Origin of the sequence: Photobacterium nomapromontoriensis, from assembly GCF_050336815.1 — a bacterium.
Lineage (GTDB): Bacteria > Pseudomonadota > Gammaproteobacteria > Enterobacterales > Vibrionaceae > Photobacterium > Photobacterium nomapromontoriensis.
On the sequence record NZ_JAKJSL010000061.1, the window covers coordinates 1 to 23396 of the forward strand.

Here is a 23396-nt window from a genome sequence, read left to right on the forward strand (position 1 = left end):
CGGTGGGTTATCGTAGCTTTGCTGAGGCTCAACAAGAGATCACTCGCTACATCATTGGATATTACTGCCAACTCAGGCCACATCAGTATAACGGTGGTCTAACTCCTAATGAGTCTGAACGATTATATTGGGAAAACTCTAAAACCGTGGCCAATTTTAGTTGACCACTACACTGCTTCGGCTTCAATTGTACCGGACGATACGCCCTTTTTATCACCACCTGAGCCTTTATGAACTACGCTAAGTCCATTAGCACAAACTGTTACGCCCATAACCAATCCAATTAAATATCAAATGAGTGAATAATAAAAGAGATCGCACGTTGCAATCTCTTTAAATGACTAGTGATTTCCACAATAGACACAGTGAAAATAACAATTAAGTTTATAGCTGGCAGACGTTCTCATTTTGAAGCTCCATATCTAATGATATACCTCAAGAAGTTGCTGAAACTTCAAATTAATAATGATGTAGGTTGCGGCATACATCATGGCAAACGTCACAGCACTTAACCCTAAGATAAGCTTGGGTGATATCACCCTCTTAAGCGGTTTTTTGAGATATTTGGCTTTGATGTTTACTAGAGACACTTTTTCTTGTTCCGCTAAACGCTCGTCACGAACTAAGCGGTATACAGTGTTACCAATTTCCGCAAGTTTTTCATTACCACGCTCTTCTCGGCCATACTTTCCTTTAAAACCCAACTGTAGGAGTAGATAAAGAAACTCAATGACATGACGATACTTTCTCGGATCAGCTTTTAACCGTTCAAGAATAATGAAGAACTTATCTCCGCCGGAAGTCTCATTGTGAAATTCAGATAATAAACTATTCTGGCTCCAGTGGCTGTTTGACCCCCATTCTTGGCGACAGACTGATTCATCTATTGCGGCACACAAACAGTATCGAATAACCAGTATGGAAGCGCGGTCCAACTCCATTTCATTGAGTTCACGTTCGCCCTTGCGGATCTCACGAGCCACCTGCTCACGAAATGGCGTTGGGTCATCTAACCATGGTATGGATGACATACAAGATAAACTTACAATCAACCAAGAGAATTGATCCACCAAAGGGTTTATTCCCATACTCTCAATATTGAGGTCTTGTACTGCAATATTGCGAGATAAATCCGGTGCAGGCATCACCTCCATCGGCTTACCTGGATCGGGTTGAAATAAAACCACGGTAACGTCAGTTTCTGCGTAACTCATAGACGTACGGCCCAAAGTTGCAATGATAAGTTTGCAAAGTCACCAGCAACATGAATGGCAATGGCTGCGGTATTTTTAAGAGCAGCCCACTCTTCACCTGTCTTATCAAGTTCAAAGTACGTATAACCAGCATGATAAGGTAGTGCCCTCGGCACGACAGGCATTGGTTTAATTTCAATACCCGGTAGCTGCAAGTTAATGAGGTCTCGGATATTATCAATCGAACCAATCTTTGTTTGACTTACAAACTGAGTATGCAGAATATCAAGCGTCACGTCAGCTTTTACAGCAAGGATGAAAGTAGTGTTGTCTACAATCTTACTATCCGAAATAGCAGCAGTTCTGATGCCATAATTTTGGTCTTTCAGCATTAATGGTAACGCGCGTTGTTCGGACATGGCACTTAACGTCATTTTCGCACTGTCTAATGTACACGATAAACAGCTGGTTAAGTCTCGATGATTATATTTGATAAAGTCAAGTGGTCGACGAGATGCGGAACAGAGTGTTGATAATTCACCTTCTGCCTGAAGAAGAATACGATACAAGGATTCTGGATGTACACCTTCTACACTAGCAAAATGCCAAAATAGTGGTTCATAACGATTTAATGCTTGGAGCAACATGAAATCAGACACAGATGAAACGCCTTGTTGATCCACAACGCCAAGTCGTTGCACAATTGACTCTGCTCGGTGTTTAAGCATCGAGGCAAATTCAGTTGCGAACTTACTTAAAACAGTAGAGGCATGTATATCGATACACGTTGGGATGAAAGCATCATCTAAGATAATACTACCATCTGACTTCACTTCAGAAATCTTCAAAATAGGAATCGACGTATAAGCACTTTTGTCTTCGTGGTCATACATCAAACAGAAGTTCATTTTGCCTACAACAATATTGGCCATGTCTTCAGAATCATAGCAAGCATCGACGGCTTCTTGAGATTCCATGGTATAACGAGCGCCATCTTTCTTGGAACCGAATAACTCAGATCTTTCTGAAGGTAATGGACAACACAGGTACACCACTTTATCAGCGAATGAAGGGTCAACATCTTTGACTTCCGGCAACTCAGCCAATAGAGGCAGTTCGAAAGGAACCCGATCTTGAAGTATTCCCTCTGCTCGTGTAATGCCGATTTTGCCAAGAGCTAATAGCTGAGAGTTTATTTCTAAACGTTTGACTCCCCAATGAAGAGGCGATGCATTTGAGCTCAACATGCTAGACAATTTACTTTGTGAACGATCTAGCTGCTGAAAGTGCTGCGGCTTCATGAACATTCCATCTTGCCAAACAACTGGATTGTATAAAGACATGTATCTATCCTTTAAAAGTAAACTTGTTCAATGCCGCGAGTGTTATTGGAAGATAACTCGCTGCCTTCTAACTTGAGCCTTAAAAAATACTCACTCTTCTCTTCAATCACTTCTAATTTGCGCCATGAAGACCCATCAATATCGCGAAAAGCAACTGAAAAACCCACCGCCCTTGTCGCGGGATCCAGCACTAACATTTCGTGTATTTGATCACCTGGCTGCACTTGATATTCATACCGTTTGATATATTCATCACCTAATGAAGCTTTATCGCTTTCAAACAGTGCAAAAAAATCCAAGCTTCGGAATAGAACTGGAGAGCTCAATTCGTGAACGCGCAAAATGACAGGAGACGATTGCCCACCATTACGCACATTGAGTACTGGAGATGCCTCTATCACAAGCTCAATAGAAGAGGTTTCAGGAGTGATGCCTGATGACTCTTTAAATTGCTCCCACATAGAACATCCAGATAGTAAAGCGAACGTGATTAATACAGCAACACTACGCATGACTTCCCTTTATTGATTTGTTGTAGTTCGATCTAATCAGCCCTTTCAATGAAGTTTCATGCAGTTGCCGCCGGTTTTTTGCATAAAACGCTAAATACTCAGCCCATAACCTCGATTTAGTTGTGAATATTTTGTTACTTGAAAAGTCATTGGCAAACGTTGTAGGGTCATTAGTTTCTGATTGCTCTATTAACAACTCGTTGAGTGCCTTATTGAAAATCACTTGGTGTTCATTTAATTCGTCAAGCATTTGCTCAACTAACTCATTGGGTGTTAATAAATTCTGGCTGTTTAGCGTAAACATCAATTCAGTAAGATTTGACTCCGGCTGACTGATACTTTGCTCTTCTTTTAATGCTTCCACCTCATGTAAGTCCTTTTGCAGGTTATCAATACACAAGCGCAAACAAGTTCCCAACTGTTTAAAGAGCAATACTTCATTACTGACCAAATCAGGGTTGGTCATACCCAGCCCCTCATAGAAAGCTTGGCTTAAGTTATTTACTTCAACACATTCCGAAGGTTTACTCAATTCATCCGTTAAAAAGTCAGCGTTAGTCTCGATCCTCGGCTTACCCGTTTGCGTGACATCTTGCGTTGAAGGAGTAAAAGGTTGAGTAACTTCTTCCCACCTTATACCCGCACTTGTTTGAGGTATAAACGTCGATTGTTCTAAGATTCCAGGCGTTGTCTCTGTATCATTAATAGCTGAAGGGATCGCATTGCTTTGTTGTTCATCAGAAACCACTTTAGATACAGGGTTAGTCGTTTCTTGAGGGGCTGATGGCACTGAATTCAAGCTGTCATTGGCCATCCAATCTTTAGGAATTAAATTAGGTAAGTCAAATTCAGAATGTATGCTAAAACTATCGTCAGCAATTTGCCGCTTGTTATCAATTGGATTGAAATGAGCTTGTTCTGACGTTTCTTCATTCCTAATTAGATAGTCATCATCTCGTTGCATGGCAAACTTTAAATGCGCAATTGGATCATGACTGTCAACATCATCCTGCTTTGTTTCCATAAACAGCTCTTCCAGAACACCACCCTGATTATCTCTCTCGATGACCGTTTCACCAAGATTGATCAATGGGTCGTTAGATATACGTTCTGGTGCTATATCAGCCGCAATATCTTGTGCAGTAGCTATCCTCTCTAGTGAAATACCAATCTCATACTGGCCTAAAGAGAGAATGTCGCCATCACAAATGGATACTGGCTGATTTTTTAGTATTTTATTACCATTTACTAAAGTTCCATTCGTACTAACATCACTAATATAATATGTATCACCATAAACACTAACTAGACAGTGAGTTCCGGATATAAAGCGGTTGTGATCGGCTAGAGACAATGTACAACTTGCCGCCCTCCCTATTGACCCACCAGTGTCAGGCATTTCTATATTTTTAACGCCAATATATTCCTCTGGGCACTTCGAAATGAGTAGGACTAGCTGATTTAAGCGCATTGCTAACCTTTAAAATAACAGTGAAACAGATAACTCAACCCCACCCAGCCCATTGTTGTAAAGGGGTAGAATGTAGGAAGCTTGAGGGACAACTTGTAAATGTGCGTCAGGATTACTACCTAACTTGATCACTGTACCGATCGTCGCTACCGCGCCAAGTTCAAATTGCTTTATATCTTCCAGCTGCGAACCATATTGATAACCATCGTTGTCTACTTTCCAACGATTAGAATATTGCGTATTGCCAGCAGAGAGTCCGGCTCCGATATAAGGAGTAAAAATGCCCCATGAGTCTAGAGCATACTGCGGTACAATCCGAAGCTCGATATTTGTTATTTCTTGGTATACGCCATTTTTGGGTGCTGCGACATCTTCAGAAAGATAATTTAATCCGAACCACCAGCGCCAACGATTGTTGTTTTCATCGATAGGACGGGTATGAACAGCACCATAACGTAGGGAGTTTTTTTGCCCACTAGAACCTTCATCATAATTGATGCTATCGATGGTTAGCATATTGACCGAGAGACCATATCGCTCTCCTTTTGCTAGCACAAAAGTAGAAAACAGACACATGGCTGACAACAGCCCCACTTGACTTGGTTTTAGCATTTATTTCCTCAAGGAAGATCTCTAGTGATACTTGGTGACAAAAGATATCAACAATCTTATATTTTTCAATAAGCCAAAAAATATCACCATTGAATAAGGCAATTCCCCTACGAAAAAAAACAATTTAACTAGCAATACATACATAAAGCCGGTGCCAATTATTTAAAATAGAATATAAACTAACCATAGGTTCTAATTTTCAATCTATTTTTATCACCAGCTATAGAATCTTAAACAAAAAACATCAATGAATCGACAGAAAAAAGTACATGTCACACAGCGTTACCTTTATTTAATCAATGTAGAGTTACATTCAATTCCCCAACGGAAAAAGATCAAAAAACAACCAACAAAGCATTCATCAGAATAATAAAAGCTTTAATTGTTATACATAATGGCCACTTGAATGCCAAAAAAAACCGACACAACCAAAGAAAAGTGTGATCCATGTCACATTAAGTCGAATTTAATACCTTTTATCGATATTATTGATTCAAATTATTCTTTTTGCCTATAAGATCAATCGAAAAATTTAATATCCTTATTGCACCTATATCGTGACAAAAATGTTGCTTTTATAAATTCAGTTGGAATGAAATTATGTTTTTCAGCGACTTCACAAGACGACCTATTGATGAAACAAATCCGTGTGGAATGTCCCCAAACGGCTTAGATGACTTCGATGAAATCAAACGTCAAATAAATAATTTAAATAAAGTAACAGGGAACGTGTCATGGAAAATCATTCAAACTTTGTCAAAAAAAATCCTCAGTTCCCATGGTAAAGATTTTCGCTGTAGCTGTTACTACACCGTTGCAGCAACACACAATGATGGTTTAAAGGGTCTAGTAGAAGGCCTAAACTCACTACTCGACCTCTGTGTTGTGTACTGGTATTCCGCATACCCAGAGCATTCAAAGGCCAATGCAAGAATGAGTGCCATCGAATGGATGGTAGAATACACCGAGAAGCACATAAAAAAACATAAAGCATTGCCTGAAGAACAGCCACTCATCGAGGCAGCTCACCAACTCTGCCTAAAAATTGAGGGGGAATTGCGTTTATATTACGGAATCAAAGCCCCATCTTTAGGTCGAATTCGTCGCGTATTAAATCAATGGACTGAAGAGCAAAAAGAACTTGATCAACAAATAAAAAATATACCGCACGAAAAAAAAACAAAGCCTATGTTAGGTACACCCCCATCACAGCCGGCTATCACCGTTGACATTACAACGCCTTCTGCAATGCTGAAATCAACGTCAGCCGTTAATCCAAAACACCAAGAACCTGTAGCGAAGAAGTCCAGTAAGATGGTCATCTACTCGATGGTTGGCTTACTCATTTTAGCTTTCACATCATTCTTTATCTACAAGCAGCAACAATATCATTCACTCAAAGAACAAATTGAAACCGCTTCATTACCAAGCTTGAAATTAATTTTTGATTCAATAAGTTCTAACAATGAAAGCCACATTGATTCACTTAGAACATCGATGATTGAACGCCTTGATGTTCTGATGACAGATTGGAATCTAGATCCTGAAAAAGTCAGCAATATAGATGCTCTCGATAAACTTACTTATAATCTGACAGAGATCTATCCTGATTCATCATCAGCTCTGCAACTTCGTAAGAATTTTTTAGATCAACGTTCTCATTTCGAATCTGAGTACAATTCCATATATAACCGCTTTACCAACGCTCGAACCGTGTTTGCCAATGTTGCGACTCAAAATTTTGGCAAAGACTCAACAAAAGCCTATGAATACAGCAATTCATTATTTCCACTTCTAGGACGAATTGAATATGTAGAAAAACACACACAGCAAAAAGAAATTGATCGTGCTCTCTTTTTACTGAACACCTACCTATATAAATTAAATCAGCTACAAACGACGACAACAAATAACAAATAACAAATAACAAATAACACAAATAGAAGTTATAGGCTTATGTTCAAACAAAAAATAATCCGAAATCCTATTGTAGTTTCCACCATAATGGCGCTTGTATTTGCAGTGATATTTACTGCTGTATATTTATACGGATTAGAAATAACCAATAAACTCTACCTTTGGCTAGGATTAGGTGTAATTACTGCTTTCTACCTCATTTTTCAAGTCACATTGTGGTTCAAGAAAAAGAACAATTACAAAGCACAAAGGTTAGAAACCGAAGAAGATGCGCTGTCTATGGTGATCAGACCTCTTCTTTCTAATGCAGGTAAAAAGCCAATTTACTTGATGATTGGTAATAAAGGGGCAGGAAGAGAGTTATTCTTGTACAATTCAGGCGCAATAAAACCAATGGATCGGACTCGCTCGGCCAAAAATGATTTTTTTGAGTGGTATGAATCGAACAATGCTGTCTACATAAAGCCTGACCAACGCCTTACCTTCCAAGAAGTATCTAGTAGTGACGCCTCTCTATGGAACACATTCATTGAAGAAGTGATTCGCTATCGTCCAAGAAAACCATTTGCAGGTTGTTTGTTTTTTATTGACTTTGAGTTTTTGATTGTTACAGAGCCAGAGCAAAAAGATTACACGATTACAGCTTTATTGCAACGCCTGAAGTCCATCAGTCAAAAAACCTCGTCTGCTCTACCTCTCTATTTGATGATGTCGAAACTAGACAAGCTAGACGGCTTCAAAGAATACATGCACTTCAGCTCGTTAAAAACTCGTGTCGAGTTCCTTTCTATCCCTTTAAAGGAAGCAAAAGGGGTCATCACAGAATACTACCGAGATAGTTATCATAATCTTGTAAAAGTATTGGAGAGTAATGCCTTAGATTCTTCAGCCAATTCCAATAACGTTGACGAAAAACAGGCTATTCTCTCCTTTCCTAAACAATTTGAGCTTTGTCAGTCTGAAATTAGTTATATTTTAGAACGACTTTGTGAAGTGAATAATGGTTCCTATTCACTCGATATTAGAGAGATTTTTTTCTACTCTAGCTTGCAAGGTGGACGCAAATACAACTTATTAGCCAAAAGTTGTAGTAACTATTTCAACTTGCCAATCATTGCATCAGAACACACACAACTGACAGAAACGCCATACTTTTCAAGATTTCTGATGGACTCTCAGATTTTACCTGAGAGCGATTTCGCTGGTGAAAACAAAACCTACCTTCGACTTATCCAAAGACAAAGTTATTTGGCTATGCTTGTTTCTGTTGTGTTACTCGTAGGCGGTGGTTATTTCTTCATAACAACGCTTGATAGTAACCTTCGCGTCATTAACCAGTTACTGAGTATCGACAGCAAGACCAAGGATGAACTGCAAGCAGATTTTCATAAACTACTATTAAATGCGACTACTATTGTACAGCCCTCATACAATGCATGGTTTAGTGGTGCTGAAGCGCTCGATAACGAATTTCTGACGCTTAACATTAGTAAATTAGATCAAAGTACAAAAATCGCCTACGAGGCACTTCTGAATGAAGTTTCCCAACAACTTATGCCTATTATTGAAAAAGGCTACAGAATTCAGTTAACTAAAAACCAAAATAACGTCAACCATTCGTTACGTTTGTTAAAGGGTTATCTGATGCTCAATGACCCTTCAAAACGAGATATCAAATTTTTACGGCACCAGACGTTACAAATGCTAAATGCTTTAAACACCCAACCAGAAGTCGTGAATAAAGCAATGCAATATTTAGATGCTTATTTCCGAACGCAGTTTGCACCTGTTGATATCAACATGGATATCGTTCGCGCAACGAGACGTTCTCTGCTTTCTAAGTCTAATGTTGACCTTGTTTATGCTGGTATTTTGAACCAAGCAGGTGCTATCGATCTCGGTACACTCGACATCCAACGCGCGGTTGGTTTTGAGTTTAATAACGTGTTCAGCGCACCATTAGATAACAGTAGATTAATCATTGACAAAATCTACACATCTACAGGCTTTAGTACTTTCTATCGTCCGCATGTCGATTTGATGTCACAACAAGTCATCAGCGACAACTGGGTGCTTGGACTATCGAATCATGTGATCCCAACAAAACCAGAACAAGATGCGTTTAAAGACTTAGTCCGTAAAAAATATACAGATGATTACATTAGTTATTGGAGAAACGCATTAAGTGAACTCAAAGTACAACACTATGATAACGTCGGTGATTTGACTAACGCTATTGATCTTATTTCTGGCCCTTCATCACCGATGACAACTGTACTGAAACAAGTCTATGCCAACACGCAATTTTCTCCTATTGGTGACAAAAATGCGCTGATATCGCAAGTAAACCCCAAACTACTTGAAGTGGCAAATTCGGCCTCAGAGATTGCAGAAGAAGTCGTTCAACCTGACTATTTACTGATGAAACGTGTAGAACAAGCTTTTCATCTACTGAATCAACTTCAGGTAAGCGAAACATCAAACTCCCCTACCCCCTGGGATGAAACTATCGCAGCATTAAGCCGTGTTCGCACCTACATGAAAGACATTGCTGACGCACCCGATCCTCAGATGGCCGCGCTGGCAGCCGCTCAGAACCGAATGAGTAGTACAGAAGCGGACCCGTTGATTAAGCTAAAGCAAATAGCACAAAAATCACCAGAACCAGTGAGAAGTTGGCTACTGGAAGTTGTGAATCAAAGTTGGTCTGTGATGATTACTGAATCAGCTCGAGGAATACAAACCCAGTGGTACAGTGAGATCTATAGCAAATTCAAAGAAATTGGCCTAGGGAAGTACCCTTTCGACTTAACTGCAACAGAAGAAATTTCTATTGAAGACTTTGAATTACTTTTCGCCTCAGGTGGCTTATTAGACTCATTCATTCAAAAGAATTTCGCACCGTTTTACGATACAAACTTATGGGCGCCTAAACAGGTTGATGGCGAGATTATGCCGCTTTCACCTGCTATTTTGGTTCAGTTACGAAATTACAATGTAATTAGAGACACCCTAATTAACAAGAGTACCAACAGAGTAAATATTCCTTTCAGCGTTAAAGTATTAGATCTTGATTCTAGTGCCATCAGGGCCAGCTTAAAAATTGCTGACTCAAACATTAGCTACTATCACGGCCCAAGCCGAATTCGCGAGCTACAGTGGCCACCACGAAATGGCGACTTCAACATTAGTATAACGATTCAAGATGTAACCGATGAAGGGAAACAGCACGTTTTAAATAAAAGTGGCCAATGGGCCATATATCGATTGCTAGGTGAATCGATCTTGACAAACACTCATGATGGCAGCTTCGTCAGCGATATAAAAGTGTCTGGTAGAGATTTAAGCTTACGCATAACGCCATTGACACAAAAAAACCCATTTACTCTAGCTGAACTGTTTAACTTCACGCTTCCAGAGTCAATTTAAAAACAAAATAAAAACAATATAGGCAAAGCACATGATTTCAAGCATGAATTTACAAGGGTTAGACAAGTTAGATCGTAAAATCCTATCATGTCTATTATCGAATGGCCGAGAATCCATTGCGAACCTGTCTCGCAACATTGGCTTATCTCGCACCGCGGTTGCAGAGAGAATAAATAGATTAGAAAAAACCGGTATTATCAAAGGCTATACAGCCCAAATACGTATAGGCAATGAAGAGCGAAAAGCGGCAAGCTACCTGCTTATCTCTTGTGAAAAAGGCAAAAAAAATGAAGTAACAAATGCCCTTAAAGAAATTCCAGAGGTACGCTTAACGAGTGTCGTAGGCGGTAACTACGATATTATCTCTCTCATCGAGGCGCCAGACTTACAAGCCATTCATCATCTATGCAATGAGATTGAGTCTTTTAATGGCATCCGCGACTTAAATACTACCGTTGTACTGCATCAGCCTATAAGTCGTTAATGTATCCAAGTAATAAAGCCGCTCAATAGAGCGGCTATTTTATACACTACCAATTACTTTTATCTTTGCGTCTTTATTGCTAGGATGCCCAAGCCAAAATGTCTGCCCTAGGTTATTACTTTGCCCCTGACCAAGTTTATTTTCAGGTATTGTATCCACATTCACTGCCAGTTTCAGATCCCAAGCCATCGGATCACGCAATATAAACCTCATTAAGCCAACAAGCGTTTTATGTAAATCACCACCGTATGAAAACTGCTTGAAGGTAACAAAATCTATATTATCAATGCAGAGATTAAACTTGCCATTAAGGTCTGCAATGTTCTGCCCAAGATGCAGATCCTGCCCGAGGATACAGTTCGAACGGTTTAACTTATTTCGCTGGCACTCTGCAATTTTTACTTTTCTGTAGACCCACTCTTCAATCCTGACACTCGGCAATGAAAAGTAGTGAGAAACAATACCAGAGATAAGCTTCGGTGATCGCGTGCGTGTTGAGAGTTGATTTACATAAGAAAGGATTTTTGCCCTATCTAGTTCAGCTACATCACAATCTTGCATCACATTCGATAATCCAGCCAAATGCAGCATTCGGCTTGAGAATGCATCGCTCGCTCCACTTTGGTACTGAACATGATAACGATATTTTTTCCAAACTCGATACAGCAAGCTCGTGTATCGGTTGTGGAAGAAATCAAAGAAATCTTTTACTGGGTTGTCATCAGGATCTCGTCCCGCTAATTTTTCGATATAAGATGCAGGGAGAGGCGAGCTTGCTCCATGCAGACCGAGGAAATTTGTTTCGATCCTTGTATATTGCTGTCCATTCTTTTCCATATGAACAATAAAGTCCATATCACTTTTCGGAAAACATAGCTTGGGTGAAACACTAAATTCGATGCGTTCTTGAAAGAAATATTTACTTTTCCCTACAGCGACAAAATTTGATGCAGAGTACAGTTGATAGTGCTTTTCCAGCAATGAAACTGCTTGATAAAAACTAAATTCATTCGAGTTGTCAGATAATATGTTTATCATAAAATCGTTTGCTGCCCAATTAAGCTTGCCCAGTAATAAACCTCACCGCACGCCTCGTCTAAAACTTCGAGCTCAGTAAATGAGTTAACACTTGAATAGAGTCGAATGAACTCATTCAACACGTTTGCCATGAGGAACATATCGCCTTCATTGACAAAAAATGTAGAGTTTGTCACCAACCTAAATTGATTACCTCGTACCGATACACCTCTGAACACACGATCAATAGGCTTCATTTCGGAAGAAATAATACCATCGAGCCTATGTATTAATGTTCGATGCGCTTGCCTATCAACACGAGAATGGAAGTCATAGGTTGATAGCAATACTTTCAACACGTCAATATTTGCGAGAGACAAATAATTTAACGACATGTTGGCAATCAATTGCCACTGCAGTTCCCCATTTACTTGGGGGCTCACCGACTGAGTCGGTTTGGTTATATTTTTGAATGTCGCGTAGGTCGGTGATTTGTGAGTTGTATAAATGATATCACCCACTGACAGTCGTTCAGCAAGATCCGCATTACTGCACAATAATTTCATCAAGACAGTTTCTGAGCCCAAATCAGCGATGTCACCATTATGTGTATGAAACGAAATATAGCGTTCAAGTCCTCGTCCGCTAACTCTCTCAGCCACTTTGGACTTATAAAAGTCACGCTTGTCTCTTTGATTAATTTGATGTTCAAACGATTCAAACTCAATGAGAGATTTACGGCGACGTTCGTTTTTGCTCCAACTTTCGACCTGATTGATCGAATACACTTCATAGTGTTCTTGGCTATTACTCTGCGGACGAACTTTGTATTCATTTCGGCGATGCTCTAAACGTATCGGGTCGCCATCTTTTTCAAACAAATTTACCGCTGGCGTACAATGTAGCCTTAAATGTTTGTCCTTCAACACCACTTCAGAAGGAAGTGCTCGTGTAAAGTGGAATGTAATCTTAACCGTACTTCTTTGCGGGATACCTTTTAACCACTCCAGCCCTTCAATGTCAAAAAACATAAACTTATCGGGCAGTGAAAAAAACTCTTGTAATAAGCGGTATCCTGAAAATGAATTCTTGCTATAAGGTAACAATGCTTGATCTTCTTCGTAGCCGACCGGTTTTACGAAGTCAGGGCCTAATTTATGTTTGTAACCACCTCCGACATCAAGCTCGATATGATCTAAATATCTAAATAACCATAAAAAAACAGTTCTGGTAATATGAATTTCACCATGTAGATGTAGACGTAATGTATCTAGACCTATCCGCGACAGCTCTAAACCATGCTCCGTTGCAAGCGTTATTTCAATGGTCGAATTGGTGCGGCTATTGGTTTGCTCGATATTACTAATAGATATAGGGTACAGATCTACGTCATAACACGTTCTAAACAAGCATTGTGTTCCTTCAACTTGCTCACTGGCCATTTCTGCACCACGTTTTACCACCATTTTTTCAGTAAAACTTCCCGTATGCGGCTTCAACTCACTTATGCAAAGAGATGGTATTGAACGCATGTAATGCGGCCAAAGCAGCGTCATCAACGATTGAGTCAGCTCAGGCAGCTCATCATCAATCTTTTCGCGAATTCTACCGGTAAGAAATGCAAAACCTTCAAGCAGTCGTTCAACGTCTGGATCAAAGGTTCCTTCAGCGAGAAAGTGGGTTAGCTTCGGATGATATTTTGCGAACTCACTACCCGACTCACGAAGATACGTGAGTTCATCTTGAAAGTACTTACTGTTACTCAAGTGGCACCTACTAAACGTTAAATTGACCGTCAGTTCCCATATAAACATCTATCGACATTGGAACTTTACCGCCGTTATGTGAAACTTTTCCGCGAATTCCAAAGCCCAATTGAAGAGGGTTATGATGATCTTCACGGTAGTGGACCTCGACATTGAGTAGTCGGGGTTCAAAGCGTTCTATGGTTGATGTGATATTTTTTTGAATATGGCGAACTAGATTAGTGTTATTGGATAAAACATCATTGAAATCTGGCAAGCCATACTCGCTATCAATCATGGCATTACCCGAGTGAGTATTGAGCAAGTCAGCGAGGTGAAGATGAATCGATTCAATGAGGTGTTTGTGAGAAACAACTTTCTCATAACAATTTTTAGGTTCACCCAATTCAATTCGCTCTAAAAGACGATAACCTTTTTCCATTTTAGGACCTACGAAAAAGCAGCCAGTCTTCACTGGCTGCTTGACACTATAAGTAACAGATTATTGATCTAGCTTGCCAACCAGTGACAAATCAAAGCTCGCCCCCATGTACTTGAAATGAGGACGTACTGACATTGATACCTTGTACCAACCTGGATCACCTTCTACGTCAGATACTTCCACTTTTGCAGCACGCAGAGGACGACGACCACGAACTTCTGCTGGCGGGTTTTCCTGATCAGAAACGTACTGACGAATCCATTTATTCAGTTCGATCTCTAAATCAGAACGTTCTTTCCAAGAGCCAATCTGCTCACGTTGCAGCACTTTAATATAGTGAGCAAGGCGGTTGATAATAAACATGTAAGGTAACTGTGTACCCAACTTGTAATTCATCTCAGCTTGTTTGCCTTCAGGCGTATTCGCAAACACTTTTGGTTTTTGTACCGAGTTTGCAGAGAAGAAGGCTGCATTATCTGAACCTTTACGCATAGTTAGTGCGATAAAACCCTCTTCAGCCAACTCGTACTCACGACGGTCAGAGACTAATATCTCAGTTGGAATTTTTGTCTCTATCTGACCCATCGCTTCAAAGTTATAAACCGGCAGATCAAATACCGTACCACCACTCTGAGGACCAATGATATTTGGACACCAACGGTACTTAGCAAAAGACTCACTAATTTTCGACGCCAACGCGTACGCAGAGCTACCCCATAGGAAATTATCATGGCTGTCTGTGACTTGCTCATCGTAGTCAAAGGCTTTGATCGGGTTATTTTCTACAGAGTAAGGTGTTCTCAGCATAAAGCGAGAAGTACAAAGACCAACATAACGCGCGTCCTCGTGCTCTCGGAAACCACGCCATTTAGTATATTGAGGGCCTTCAAATACTGACTTCAAATCTTTTAGATTTGGAAGCTCTTCATAGCTGTCCAGACCAAAGAACCGTGACGATGCCGATGTAATAAATGGTGCGTGAGACATTGCACCCACATTACCCATGTACTCCATCAGCTTGACATCTGGCGACGAGGCCGACAGTTGGTAATCACAAATTACCGCACCAACGGGTTTACCGCCAAATTGACCATATTCTCGTGTGTAGATCTGCTTGTACAAACCAGATTTAACGACTTCTGGTGCATCTTCAAAATCATCCAGTACCTCATCTTTCTTTGCTGAGATAAGTTCAATCTGAATGTTTTCTCTAAAATTAGTGTGATCAACTAAGTACTTAAGACCACGCCAAGTTGATTCAATAGCTTGAACCTCTTCGTTATGAAGAATCGCATCCACTTGTGTAGACAGTTTCTGATCGATTTCAGAAATCATTAAATCAACAAGAGACTGATCAATTTTCTCTACATTGGAACTGCTTAGTAGCTCACTGATGAATGCTTCAACGCCACGTTTCGCCACATCGAAACCTTCATCACTTGGCTTTAAACGTGTTTCATTAAGAATGCTATCTAGAAGTGAACCTGACTCTACTAAAGCTGCTTCTTGTGCTGGCGCTTGTGCTTCTGCCGACATGGTATCCCTTAATCTTCTTTCGCATCTTGGTCTTCACCAAGACTTAGTTCATCCAAAAGTTTCTTTCGCGCGTCTTCATCTTGGAGGACAGCAGCAATCTTCTTGCGAAACGCTGGTACATTACCAAGAGGACCTTTAAGAGCGACCAAAGCTTCACGAAGTTCTAGCAAACTGTTCAGTTCAGGAACGCTGCGCGCAATCGCGTCTGGTGAGAAGTCCTTCATGTTTTTGAATGTCAAATCAACACCAAATTGCGCACCCTCTTCGTCAGATAGGCGATTTGCTACATTCGCTTTAATGTTCGGCGCAAAACCCTCAAGAACTTCGTTAAAGTTGTCCTTGTTGATATTTACAGGAGTACGTTCTTCAATTGGGGTTTCATCCGCGCGAGCAGTGAAATCACCAACAACCATCATACTCAGCGGCAGTTCTACGTCTGCTTGCGTATCACCTGTTGCTGGAACATAACGGATATTAATTCGCTCTTTAGGAGCCACCGAGCCATCACGTGACATAATTAGTTCCTTATCTAACTCTATATATAACTAGTCATAAATTGCTGTCCACTCTTCGTATTTCGCAGGAAGAAGATCCTTCGTTCGATATAACTCTCGGAGTGTTTTTCGAATAAGGCTTTCCAATTGCGACGACAAATGGGGTTCCCAACAAGCCAGGTTAAATTCATTATAAACATCCCAACCTTTTTCAAGATAAGGTAAACATAAAGGAAATAACCCAACAGACTGGTAAGCAGCTATCAATTGCAAATACAACATAAACTGCCCCCGCCCCGAGCTATCAAGTTCAAGTTTGCGGGCAAGTTGTGCTGCACGTTCACCCAAGTTATCCAGGGTGATATCTTCCATCAGCGATGAGTCTTCTTCGGCGATAACAACCGATTGAATGACCGGTTGAGATCTCGATGAATCAGCAACATCGGTAGACAACCAATTCAGCGTCGCTTCATCTGCAAATGGTATAGAATTCTTAAATGTGAGGTGTTCGATACCCTCGAGAGAGCGAACAAAATGGCCCACTTCTTGTTTTACTGCGGCGGCCGCATCATCGAAACCAAGATTGCTTAGCATCGAGTACACGAAATAATGCCCAGTTAACCAAAAGGGTGCATCGGTCAAGGTACGCTCGAGACGCTTGATGGTGTCAATGTCACTATTTTGGGTGGCTTTGTCTCGATATTCAGCCTGCTGGTCAGAAGAGACAGCCAAGCTCAACGGTGTTTCATTGTTTTGATGGTCAGGCAACCCATCAATGTCATACCAAGTTAGATGCCGGTAGATACGATAAGAAAGTGGACTACACGGGTCCGAATAAATCATCACCTCTGCGACTTTTTTCAATGTACGCTTTGATGCAGCAGGTGAGGTAAAATCGGTATCAATATCGACTTCTTTTACCACTGTCTTTTTAGATACAGGTTTACTTGGCACAACAGACTTAGACGAAACAACTTTTGTCTCTTCCACAGGATCGGCAGCCACTGATGTCATCGGCAGACTTTGTTCCACCGTTTCACAAGGTTTTTCTAATTCAGTGACTTGCGGTTCGCTATCAACTGCGGCTTGTTGTGAGAGTACATTGAGCTGCGTTCGAATATCAAAAAAGCTCGCTTCAGAGTCCTGGAATACACTGTCAAACTGGCGCTGAACTTCTTCAATAGTATTGATGCAATCCGAGACGACCTCCCACGATTGAGGCTCCTCAGCTAGCTTATTGCTCACCAGTTTGAACTGATGATTTAACCACTCAACGGCACCATCCCTACCCCGTTTTCTCGTCGGGTAGAGATCTGAACCATAGCGAATAAGCACTTCATTGATCAGTTTTAAGCCTGATTGAAAACCTTGTAGACCACTATCTTCAGTCAAAGCACGCGTCAGGTAGCAAAGGGCTTTCAGATCTTTGCTATGCAGCTCTAATACTTCAATGGAATGAACCTTGACTACGCTCCAATCAACAGTTTCCCCGAATAGAGAGCCAAACTTTTTAATTTCGGCTTCCATCATTTCGTAGCAAAACTCGTACCGGGCATCTTCACCAGCAGGCGCTGAGTCAGAAATCGGAGTCAGTAGTCGTTCGATATCAATGACGGGCATAATTAACCTCGACCTTCTGTCAAATAATCCTTAAGCGCGCGTTCTACTGTGATAGCTCCACGTGCAGGCTTAGAGAGCTGATAACTTTTATCAATTGCGTTAGAAGCCATGCTCTTCAAAAGCTCAGTGATCTCGTTAAATTTCTTAGGCGCATTACTTTCAAGATCCACCAAAGCGTCATGTAACTTTTGCTTATCAAAAATTGATTGTTCTGTAACCGTACTAAATAAGATAAACATGCTTCTTGCCACTGTTAATTCGCTGATTTTTTTTGTGAGCTCAGGCGTACTGCCAAAAAATGCTTTGGCCGCCTCAGCTTCATCAATCGCTTTGGTGTAATAGTGTTCTTTAGCATTCCTTTCGATGGACTCGTTAATATTAACGAGAACCTTGCTTGGTAATACTTGGCTATAGAAGTACGCTGCAGATTGATTCAGTAACCAAGCTGCTTTAAGTTCGTTATCAGCCAGCGTCGGCTCACCCTCTAGGATCAAATTAACTAACTGCTGTTCTTTACTTCCAGCCAAAACTGAAAGCTTTAGAGAAGAGGCTGATGCGGTATTTAACCCCGACATCACAGCCGTCAGAGCCTTTTCTGCATAAGGGGGTAATGTGCCGTTATGAATTAACTTTTCTTTCAGAGTCACTAAATCTTGCCTCATACTCTTCAAGGTCTTAGGCAGTTCATCGACTAACGCTTGATAAGACTCTAATTCGGCCTGATTATCCTTATACCGCTTAGCTAAATTCGCTTGCTGAACTTGATACGCTTCTCGATAAGGAGCCGTACTCACTACATTCTGTTCCATATCATTAAGTGCAAGCTCAATATCCCTGGGGGCTTGTGCCAAGAATGACGCGGTTTGCGCGGGTTTAATCGTGCTAACTAACTCGCTAGGCGTTCGTTCTGGTTGGACGATAGACTTCCACTCTGGCTGATTCTGATTGTATACATAGCTTCCCGTGATCACTGCAACACTGACCACCAAACTTGCCTCTAAGATCTTGAAACGCCCATAGCGATACTTATCTTGTGGCTTGCGATGTGTTAACACTAAGTCTGCATTACGAAGTTTGCTGAAGATAGGCGCATTTGATTGAGAATCAATAGATTGCGTATCAATACAAGCCAGTTGTTGCGCAAAAGAAATCGCCGAATAGCCATGTCCTCGCGGATTGTTGATCACTTCTTTGAGTAATTTCCAAATATAGTTAGGAATCAATCCAGGACGTCTGCGATCTTTCAACTGTTTATGCCAAGTATCACCGAAAATAGCCCCCAAAAAGAGATGCCCCGTCAACAGTGCCAATGAATACACATCGTCCTGCGGTTCAGTGGTGCCAGTTTCTAAATAAAGAGGTGAAGCATAGCTCAAACTCGCTTCCGCATGGGATTCAGACTCGCCAATATAGCGTGCGGCGCCAAAATCGATCAATTTGACGTAATCATCTTCACTGACCAACACATTGGAAGGTTTGATATCAAGATGGCAAATACCTCTTGTATGCATAAACTCCAGTGCACCCGCTAATTGATATACCAACCATGCAATGTGGTCGTGGCGGAAACTTTTTGTCGAATGACGCGCCATTTTCTCTGCAAGAGATTCGCCCTGAATCCATTCATACATCAAATATGGACGTTCAAATTCTGTACCGATCTTAATAAATTCAGCGACACTCGGATGTTGGGATATTTCCAATCGGCTGGCTTCGTTAATCAGCATTTTATTGGCGATATTTGGCGCATCGTCATTGACAACTTTGCAACAAATTTGTTTTCCTGAATTGCCTTTTTTGGCTAGATGATAAACAGTTGTTCTACCATTTTTTGATGCCAAAGTGTCAAGCACATCAAATTGTGAAAAAAGAACATACTCAAGCTTAGGCTTATTTTTATTCGCCAATCTCTGCTCAACCTGTTTCTTTTTTTCAATGGCCTTAACAACCAATTGATCAATATATCCCTTGGTTGCTTCCTGCTTATCAGACACGTCGCGCTCTTTCATCAAACAAATATTATTAGATTAGATAGTATTTGCTTCGACATACTTGTTTCAAGGCTGGTATTTAAAACGAACAGTAAGCCTATCACTTTAGTTATTATTACTAAGTTATTAGACTCTTTGACTTACGCTTTGACTAACAGGCTTCCTCCGTTTTTAATGCAGTTATTACTCAATCAGTAATATGACACTTTATTCATGATGGATTATACCCAAGCAACCTCAAGATCTAGGATTAAAAGTAAGCTCAACGCATTCATTCTAGGGAAAGGGCTGAAGGGATGGCGATCCCTTTCAAGGGCATTTTTGGGGGATAGATAGCAATGTCAACTAACATGCCAACAACTGCAAAAATGCTTTATCACCCTTAATATCAAACATTAATAACGAAGCTGCGTGATTAAAATCATGATTACGAGCAGCAAACGCGATTAATGCTAGAGCGGATGAACTGCCCATAGTGCCCCATAGTTCATTGATAATATGAGGCTGTTGTGGGTTTTTAAAGCGCTCTGCTCTTGCACCCAAAGCAAATCCATAATCTTCTGTATTGGATCGAAGATTAGACATATCCGAATATACCTCGCCGAAATACTCTAGATGCTTGCTCGCTCGTTGAACCAAGCGATACATCGCTCTTCTATCTGAACTGCCCAGCACTGAGTCGATGTAACCCAATTCTGCTTTTGGTTTCAGTTTTAACGTCTCGATTATGTTTTTACGGCAAAGAATCATCCCAGCCCCCCCCTCACTTGGTATGATCCCCCAAGGGTTTCTCGTACTCATCACCATACCTTTATTAACAAAGCTCATCATTGATTCCACGAGCGAATCCAGAGATACGCACATAAGAGCATCGTATTTATCCAATGATTTTATGGCTTGCAGAACAAAGCTTGGCCCGCTCGCATGCACCGCTTCAATATTAGACATAAACGGAGAATATTGACTTTCTCCGAGCCATTCTTGCATTTTAACCAATGATACGTCTTTCGGTACCGCAATGAGAAGGGGAATCGGTTTCAACGACCGTGGTAGCTGTTTTAGTAATGAGTCAATCAAGTAGCTCGAAATCTCGCAGCTCTTTTCAAATAACGACTCTGCTTGGGTGTATTCAATTTTTGAATACGTAAAACGCTCTAATCCATCATCAGACAACAATTGATTAAATCTGCCTAAGTCAGCATGAGCCACTGAAGTCGCAATGTCTACATTCATACCGGTTGGCGTTACAATCTCCATACCAAGTACATAACGCCCAGTGGAATTATGCATGCTCAAGCTCCCCTAGTTGATTCGTAACTGACGTTAATACTAATAAATCTTCCATCCCTTGGCATGGAAATGATGCGGTATAACTGATTGAGAGTGTTTTTGTTTCTGAATCGATAAAAATGGTATAAATCGACATATCTGCTTGGTAGCTTTCATTTCTAAATGTCGCGATAGCCACGTATTTCTCTTTAGGGATCCGAAATGAAATCGTATCGTTATGACAAAAACCACTCATCATTAAACGTTCTCCACCTATCAAATAGCCTTTGCATTGTTGGTCTTCAGGCGCGCTCTGATAAAATCGTTTATCAAAGTCGATTGGCAATAACGGTTTACGATTATCTATCCACCCTTCGTCAAAAGTACCAGCGAGCCTCTGACGAGATTGGAAAAAAGGAGGGATCGGACCAAAACCAGCCACTCGCAACCTTGACCCCGTGGCACGCCAATCCTCTTTTGGATAGAACACAGACGGCACTTTTTGATCCAATAGCTCTTGATTCGAACCAGCTATACCACCACCTATTCTGTTTCTCATATCGCCGCCTATAGCGCACGAATAATCGATGTCTTTCTCAATAAATGGCACGGGGTTACTCAGAGTAATGCTTCCGCCATGTTCAACCCAAACTCGCTCACCATGGATTGCTAGGGTTTTATCGATATGTCCATCAATGAGTAAGCGACATTCTTGATATACAACAGGCTTTTTGGCATAGCTTCTTGCCTTTCCAAAAATCAAAATATCTGTATTTTTTTTTGAGCAAGCAAATTCGTGATCGGTTTTCATTGCTGAAAAACCCGCATCACCCAGATATTGAGGGTCGTCAAAAATCTCACTTTCTTCCAATTCATGCCAGTGGGAGGCCTCTAACTGCCAACTCCGTTTACCAACAATCACCCACACTTCATCGCCATTTTCATCGCGTTGAAATCGCCCCTTTAACGAGAGTTCAGGATGCGCTTCAATGTCCCACAACTGCATTGTGACTCCTTAAATTAAATCGTTCACTCACAGAAGGCGTTGCCTTTAGATTTCTGAAGTTCCACTCTTGCTGATGTATGGGCATTGCCATATCCCAAGGGATATAAACATGAGAATGGATACACAGCTGTCGCCATAACCAAGTACGAAACAGTACGTCAATATTTGGGTCTTGCATCGCAATCAAGGTTGATTCAAAACTCAACGCATATCCAAGTCGGCTTGGTAGGTTTTGAACATGTTTATCTTGTTTTACCCAGTCTTTGAGTAAGTCAACGGCTTCTCCCCATTCGAATTCGACACCAAGGTCTTGAGGGGACACCGGCAACAGTGAGCCGTAAACCACATAAAGAGCCTTAAGCCACATGTCGCCGTCATGCTCATCAAGGTGTTCTAAATGCAGCAAAATTTCGGGAACAACTTTCCAATCCCCGGTCAACATAAAATCGATTGGGGCTAATGGGGATTCAATATCGAATACCATGAACTCGTTAAGCTCAAGCAGTTTTGCAAACGTGATAGCTTGAGTGGAAGATACGTCATCCATCTCGACACCAAAATACTGACGAAACCACATTCCTCTATCGCGCTTAGTAATCAGACGTTCAAATAGGTATTGATCACCCTGCCCATTGTCATTAATCCACTCAATGCCTTCTTCAACGCCTTGTAGAGCCAGCGTAGGGAATGCTAATTGAGGCTTGATTACTCCAGCCCTAAGCCAACGTTTAACGAGGGCAACGCTTAAAGTTTGACGTATCCGTAAATACTCAAAATACAGCACGCTAAACTTAGTTTGACCATCAATCAGTTCCGCTAAAAAGTTATCAAGATTATCCACTGGAGATTGCGCTGCAATCACCATCGCAGTCGCAGGTTCGAGTTCATCGAGAGTGGCTAACCCACATAATAGATTGTCAATTTCTGAACCCAGTTCCTTTTGTAACATGAGCCAAGCGTATATTTCTGGCTCTTCTGATTTATGCTTATGGATCAAACCCGGGGCAAGACGATAGAAAGACAAGTAAACCTGCTTTAACTCACCTATCTGACGCTCTATTAACTTTAGATATTCTAGTTCACGGCTTGGATAGCCACGCTTATGTAACTGAACCCTTTGCCGAAGAAGAAACCCCAAACACTCTGAAGCCTGTAACAACTTTTCATTGCTAAATGTCAGCCACGTTGAGGGCAATTGAGCTAACGCATTGATGGCGTTTTCAGCATGCGCCAATGCACTCTCAATATGTTGATTTGTAAGGGGGGCTTTCAGGTGCTCGACACCTACTCTTTGTCGCATCTATTCATCCAATTT

Annotated in this window: 18 protein-coding genes and 1 pseudogene; 4 read left to right on the forward strand and 15 right to left on the reverse strand. The window is 41.0% G+C overall.

Annotated elements, in window-relative coordinates; translation table 11 throughout:
* Positions 1-164 (forward strand): annotated as a pseudogene (locus L4D12_RS23175) (IS3 family transposase); the annotation flags it as partial.
* Positions 165-422: 258 nt separating this feature from the next.
* On the opposite strand, the gene icmH reads toward L4D12_RS23175, so the two are convergent.
* The 5 genes from icmH to L4D12_RS23200 are packed head-to-tail and all read right to left on the reverse strand — an operon-like array spanning position 423 to position 5131.
* Complete coding sequence (gene icmH / locus L4D12_RS23180) at positions 423-1214, reverse strand: type IVB secretion system protein IcmH/DotU (RefSeq protein ID WP_428450199.1); 792 nt, start codon at positions 1212-1214, stop codon at positions 423-425.
* Positions 1211-2536 (reverse strand): type VI secretion system baseplate subunit TssK, encoded by a 1326-nt coding sequence (gene tssK / locus L4D12_RS23185; RefSeq protein WP_428450200.1) that lies wholly within the window; start codon positions 2534-2536, stop codon positions 1211-1213. The genes icmH and tssK overlap by 4 nt, the downstream gene beginning before the upstream one ends.
* 11 nt (positions 2537-2547) lie before the next feature.
* Entirely contained in the window at positions 2548-3048 is a 501-nt protein-coding gene (tssJ, locus tag L4D12_RS23190; protein WP_428450201.1) for a type VI secretion system lipoprotein TssJ, read from the reverse strand.
* Positions 3041-4519 (reverse strand): type VI secretion system-associated FHA domain protein, encoded by a 1479-nt coding sequence (locus L4D12_RS23195; RefSeq protein WP_428450202.1) that lies wholly within the window; start codon positions 4517-4519, stop codon positions 3041-3043. Before L4D12_RS23195 ends, tssJ begins: the two co-directional genes overlap by 8 nt.
* A 9-nt stretch (positions 4520-4528) precedes the next feature.
* On the reverse strand, positions 4529-5131 hold the full coding sequence (locus L4D12_RS23200; protein ID WP_428450203.1) for a hypothetical protein: 603 nt from the start codon (positions 5129-5131) through the stop codon (positions 4529-4531).
* Positions 5132-5731: 600 nt separating this feature from the next.
* On the opposite strand from L4D12_RS23200, the gene L4D12_RS23205 reads away from it, so the two are divergent.
* The 3 genes from L4D12_RS23205 to L4D12_RS23215 are packed head-to-tail and all read left to right on the forward strand — an operon-like array spanning position 5732 to position 10961.
* Positions 5732-7051: a type VI secretion system ImpA family N-terminal domain-containing protein gene (locus tag L4D12_RS23205; RefSeq protein WP_428450204.1), complete on the forward strand. Its 1320-nt coding sequence runs from the start codon at positions 5732-5734 to the stop codon at positions 7049-7051.
* Positions 7052-7087: 36 nt separating this feature from the next.
* Positions 7088-10477 carry a type VI secretion system membrane subunit TssM gene (gene tssM / locus L4D12_RS23210; protein ID WP_428450205.1) on the forward strand — a complete coding sequence of 1130 codons (3390 nt, stop codon included), beginning with the start codon at positions 7088-7090 and terminating at the stop codon, positions 10475-10477.
* A 31-nt stretch (positions 10478-10508) separates the two neighbouring features.
* Positions 10509-10961: an Lrp/AsnC family transcriptional regulator gene (locus L4D12_RS23215; protein ID WP_428450206.1), complete on the forward strand. Its 453-nt coding sequence runs from the start codon at positions 10509-10511 to the stop codon at positions 10959-10961.
* 39 nt (positions 10962-11000) lie between these two features.
* Here the strand turns inward: L4D12_RS23215 and tssG are convergent, their stop codons facing one another.
* From tssG to L4D12_RS23265, 10 genes are all read right to left on the reverse strand, one after another.
* A complete protein-coding gene (gene tssG / locus L4D12_RS23220) occupies positions 11001-11999 on the reverse strand; it encodes a type VI secretion system baseplate subunit TssG (RefSeq protein WP_428450207.1) in 999 nt (332 codons plus the stop codon).
* Positions 11996-13744: a type VI secretion system baseplate subunit TssF gene (tssF, locus tag L4D12_RS23225; RefSeq protein WP_428450208.1), complete on the reverse strand. Its 1749-nt coding sequence runs from the start codon at positions 13742-13744 to the stop codon at positions 11996-11998. The genes tssG and tssF overlap by 4 nt, the downstream gene beginning before the upstream one ends.
* Before the next feature lie 10 nt (positions 13745-13754).
* A complete protein-coding gene (gene tssE, locus L4D12_RS23230) occupies positions 13755-14165 on the reverse strand; it encodes a type VI secretion system baseplate subunit TssE (RefSeq protein ID WP_428450209.1) in 411 nt (136 codons plus the stop codon).
* A 60-nt stretch (positions 14166-14225) separates the two neighbouring features.
* Positions 14226-15701: a type VI secretion system contractile sheath large subunit gene (gene tssC / locus L4D12_RS23235; RefSeq protein ID WP_428450210.1), complete on the reverse strand. Its 1476-nt coding sequence runs from the start codon at positions 15699-15701 to the stop codon at positions 14226-14228.
* 8 nt (positions 15702-15709) lie between these two features.
* Positions 15710-16216: a type VI secretion system contractile sheath small subunit gene (gene tssB, locus L4D12_RS23240; RefSeq protein WP_428450211.1), complete on the reverse strand. Its 507-nt coding sequence runs from the start codon at positions 16214-16216 to the stop codon at positions 15710-15712.
* A gap of 30 nt (positions 16217-16246) precedes the next feature.
* The gene (tssA, locus tag L4D12_RS23245) at positions 16247-17815 is read right to left on the reverse strand and encodes a type VI secretion system protein TssA (protein ID WP_428450212.1); all 1569 of its coding nucleotides are present in this window, start codon (positions 17813-17815) and stop codon (positions 16247-16249) included.
* Positions 17816-17817: 2 nt separating this feature from the next.
* A complete protein-coding gene (locus L4D12_RS23250; RefSeq protein WP_428450213.1) occupies positions 17818-19809 on the reverse strand; it encodes a serine/threonine protein kinase in 1992 nt (663 codons plus the stop codon).
* Positions 19810-20151: 342 nt separating this feature from the next.
* Positions 20152-21096, reverse strand: coding sequence for a hypothetical protein (locus L4D12_RS23255; RefSeq protein ID WP_428450214.1), 945 nt, complete (start codon positions 21094-21096; stop codon positions 20152-20154).
* Complete coding sequence (locus tag L4D12_RS23260; RefSeq protein WP_428450215.1) at positions 21089-22081, reverse strand: DUF2169 family type VI secretion system accessory protein; 993 nt, start codon at positions 22079-22081, stop codon at positions 21089-21091. The genes L4D12_RS23255 and L4D12_RS23260 overlap by 8 nt, the downstream gene beginning before the upstream one ends.
* Entirely contained in the window at positions 22062-23381 is a 1320-nt protein-coding gene (locus tag L4D12_RS23265) for a hypothetical protein (protein WP_428450216.1), read from the reverse strand. The genes L4D12_RS23260 and L4D12_RS23265 overlap by 20 nt, the downstream gene beginning before the upstream one ends.
* Positions 23382-23396: the final 15 nt, after the last annotated feature.

Coding starts and splice junctions, on each gene's coding strand:
- icmH (WP_428450199.1), bottom strand. CDS start 1,214: ATGAGTTACGCAGAAACTGACGTTACCGTGGTTTTATTTCAACCCGAT.
- tssK (WP_428450200.1), bottom strand. CDS start 2,536: ATGTCTTTATACAATCCAGTTGTTTGGCAAGATGGAATGTTCATGAAG.
- tssJ (WP_428450201.1), bottom strand. CDS start 3,048: ATGCGTAGTGTTGCTGTATTAATCACGTTCGCTTTACTATCTGGATGT.
- L4D12_RS23195 (WP_428450202.1), bottom strand. CDS start 4,519: ATGCGCTTAAATCAGCTAGTCCTACTCATTTCGAAGTGCCCAGAGGAA.
- L4D12_RS23200 (WP_428450203.1), bottom strand. CDS start 5,131: ATGCTAAAACCAAGTCAAGTGGGGCTGTTGTCAGCCATGTGTCTGTTT.
- L4D12_RS23205 (WP_428450204.1), top strand. CDS start 5,732: ATGTTTTTCAGCGACTTCACAAGACGACCTATTGATGAAACAAATCCG.
- tssM (WP_428450205.1), top strand. CDS start 7,088: ATGTTCAAACAAAAAATAATCCGAAATCCTATTGTAGTTTCCACCATA.
- L4D12_RS23215 (WP_428450206.1), top strand. CDS start 10,509: ATGATTTCAAGCATGAATTTACAAGGGTTAGACAAGTTAGATCGTAAA.
- tssG (WP_428450207.1), bottom strand. CDS start 11,999: ATGATAAACATATTATCTGACAACTCGAATGAATTTAGTTTTTATCAA.
- tssE (WP_428450209.1), bottom strand. CDS start 14,165: ATGGAAAAAGGTTATCGTCTTTTAGAGCGAATTGAATTGGGTGAACCT.
- tssC (WP_428450210.1), bottom strand. CDS start 15,701: ATGTCGGCAGAAGCACAAGCGCCAGCACAAGAAGCAGCTTTAGTAGAG.
- tssB (WP_428450211.1), bottom strand. CDS start 16,216: ATGTCACGTGATGGCTCGGTGGCTCCTAAAGAGCGAATTAATATCCGT.
- tssA (WP_428450212.1), bottom strand. CDS start 17,815: ATGCCCGTCATTGATATCGAACGACTACTGACTCCGATTTCTGACTCA.
- L4D12_RS23255 (WP_428450214.1), bottom strand. CDS start 21,096: ATGCATAATTCCACTGGGCGTTATGTACTTGGTATGGAGATTGTAACG.
- L4D12_RS23260 (WP_428450215.1), bottom strand. CDS start 22,081: ATGCAGTTGTGGGACATTGAAGCGCATCCTGAACTCTCGTTAAAGGGG.
- L4D12_RS23265 (WP_428450216.1), bottom strand. CDS start 23,381: ATGCGACAAAGAGTAGGTGTCGAGCACCTGAAAGCCCCCCTTACAAAT.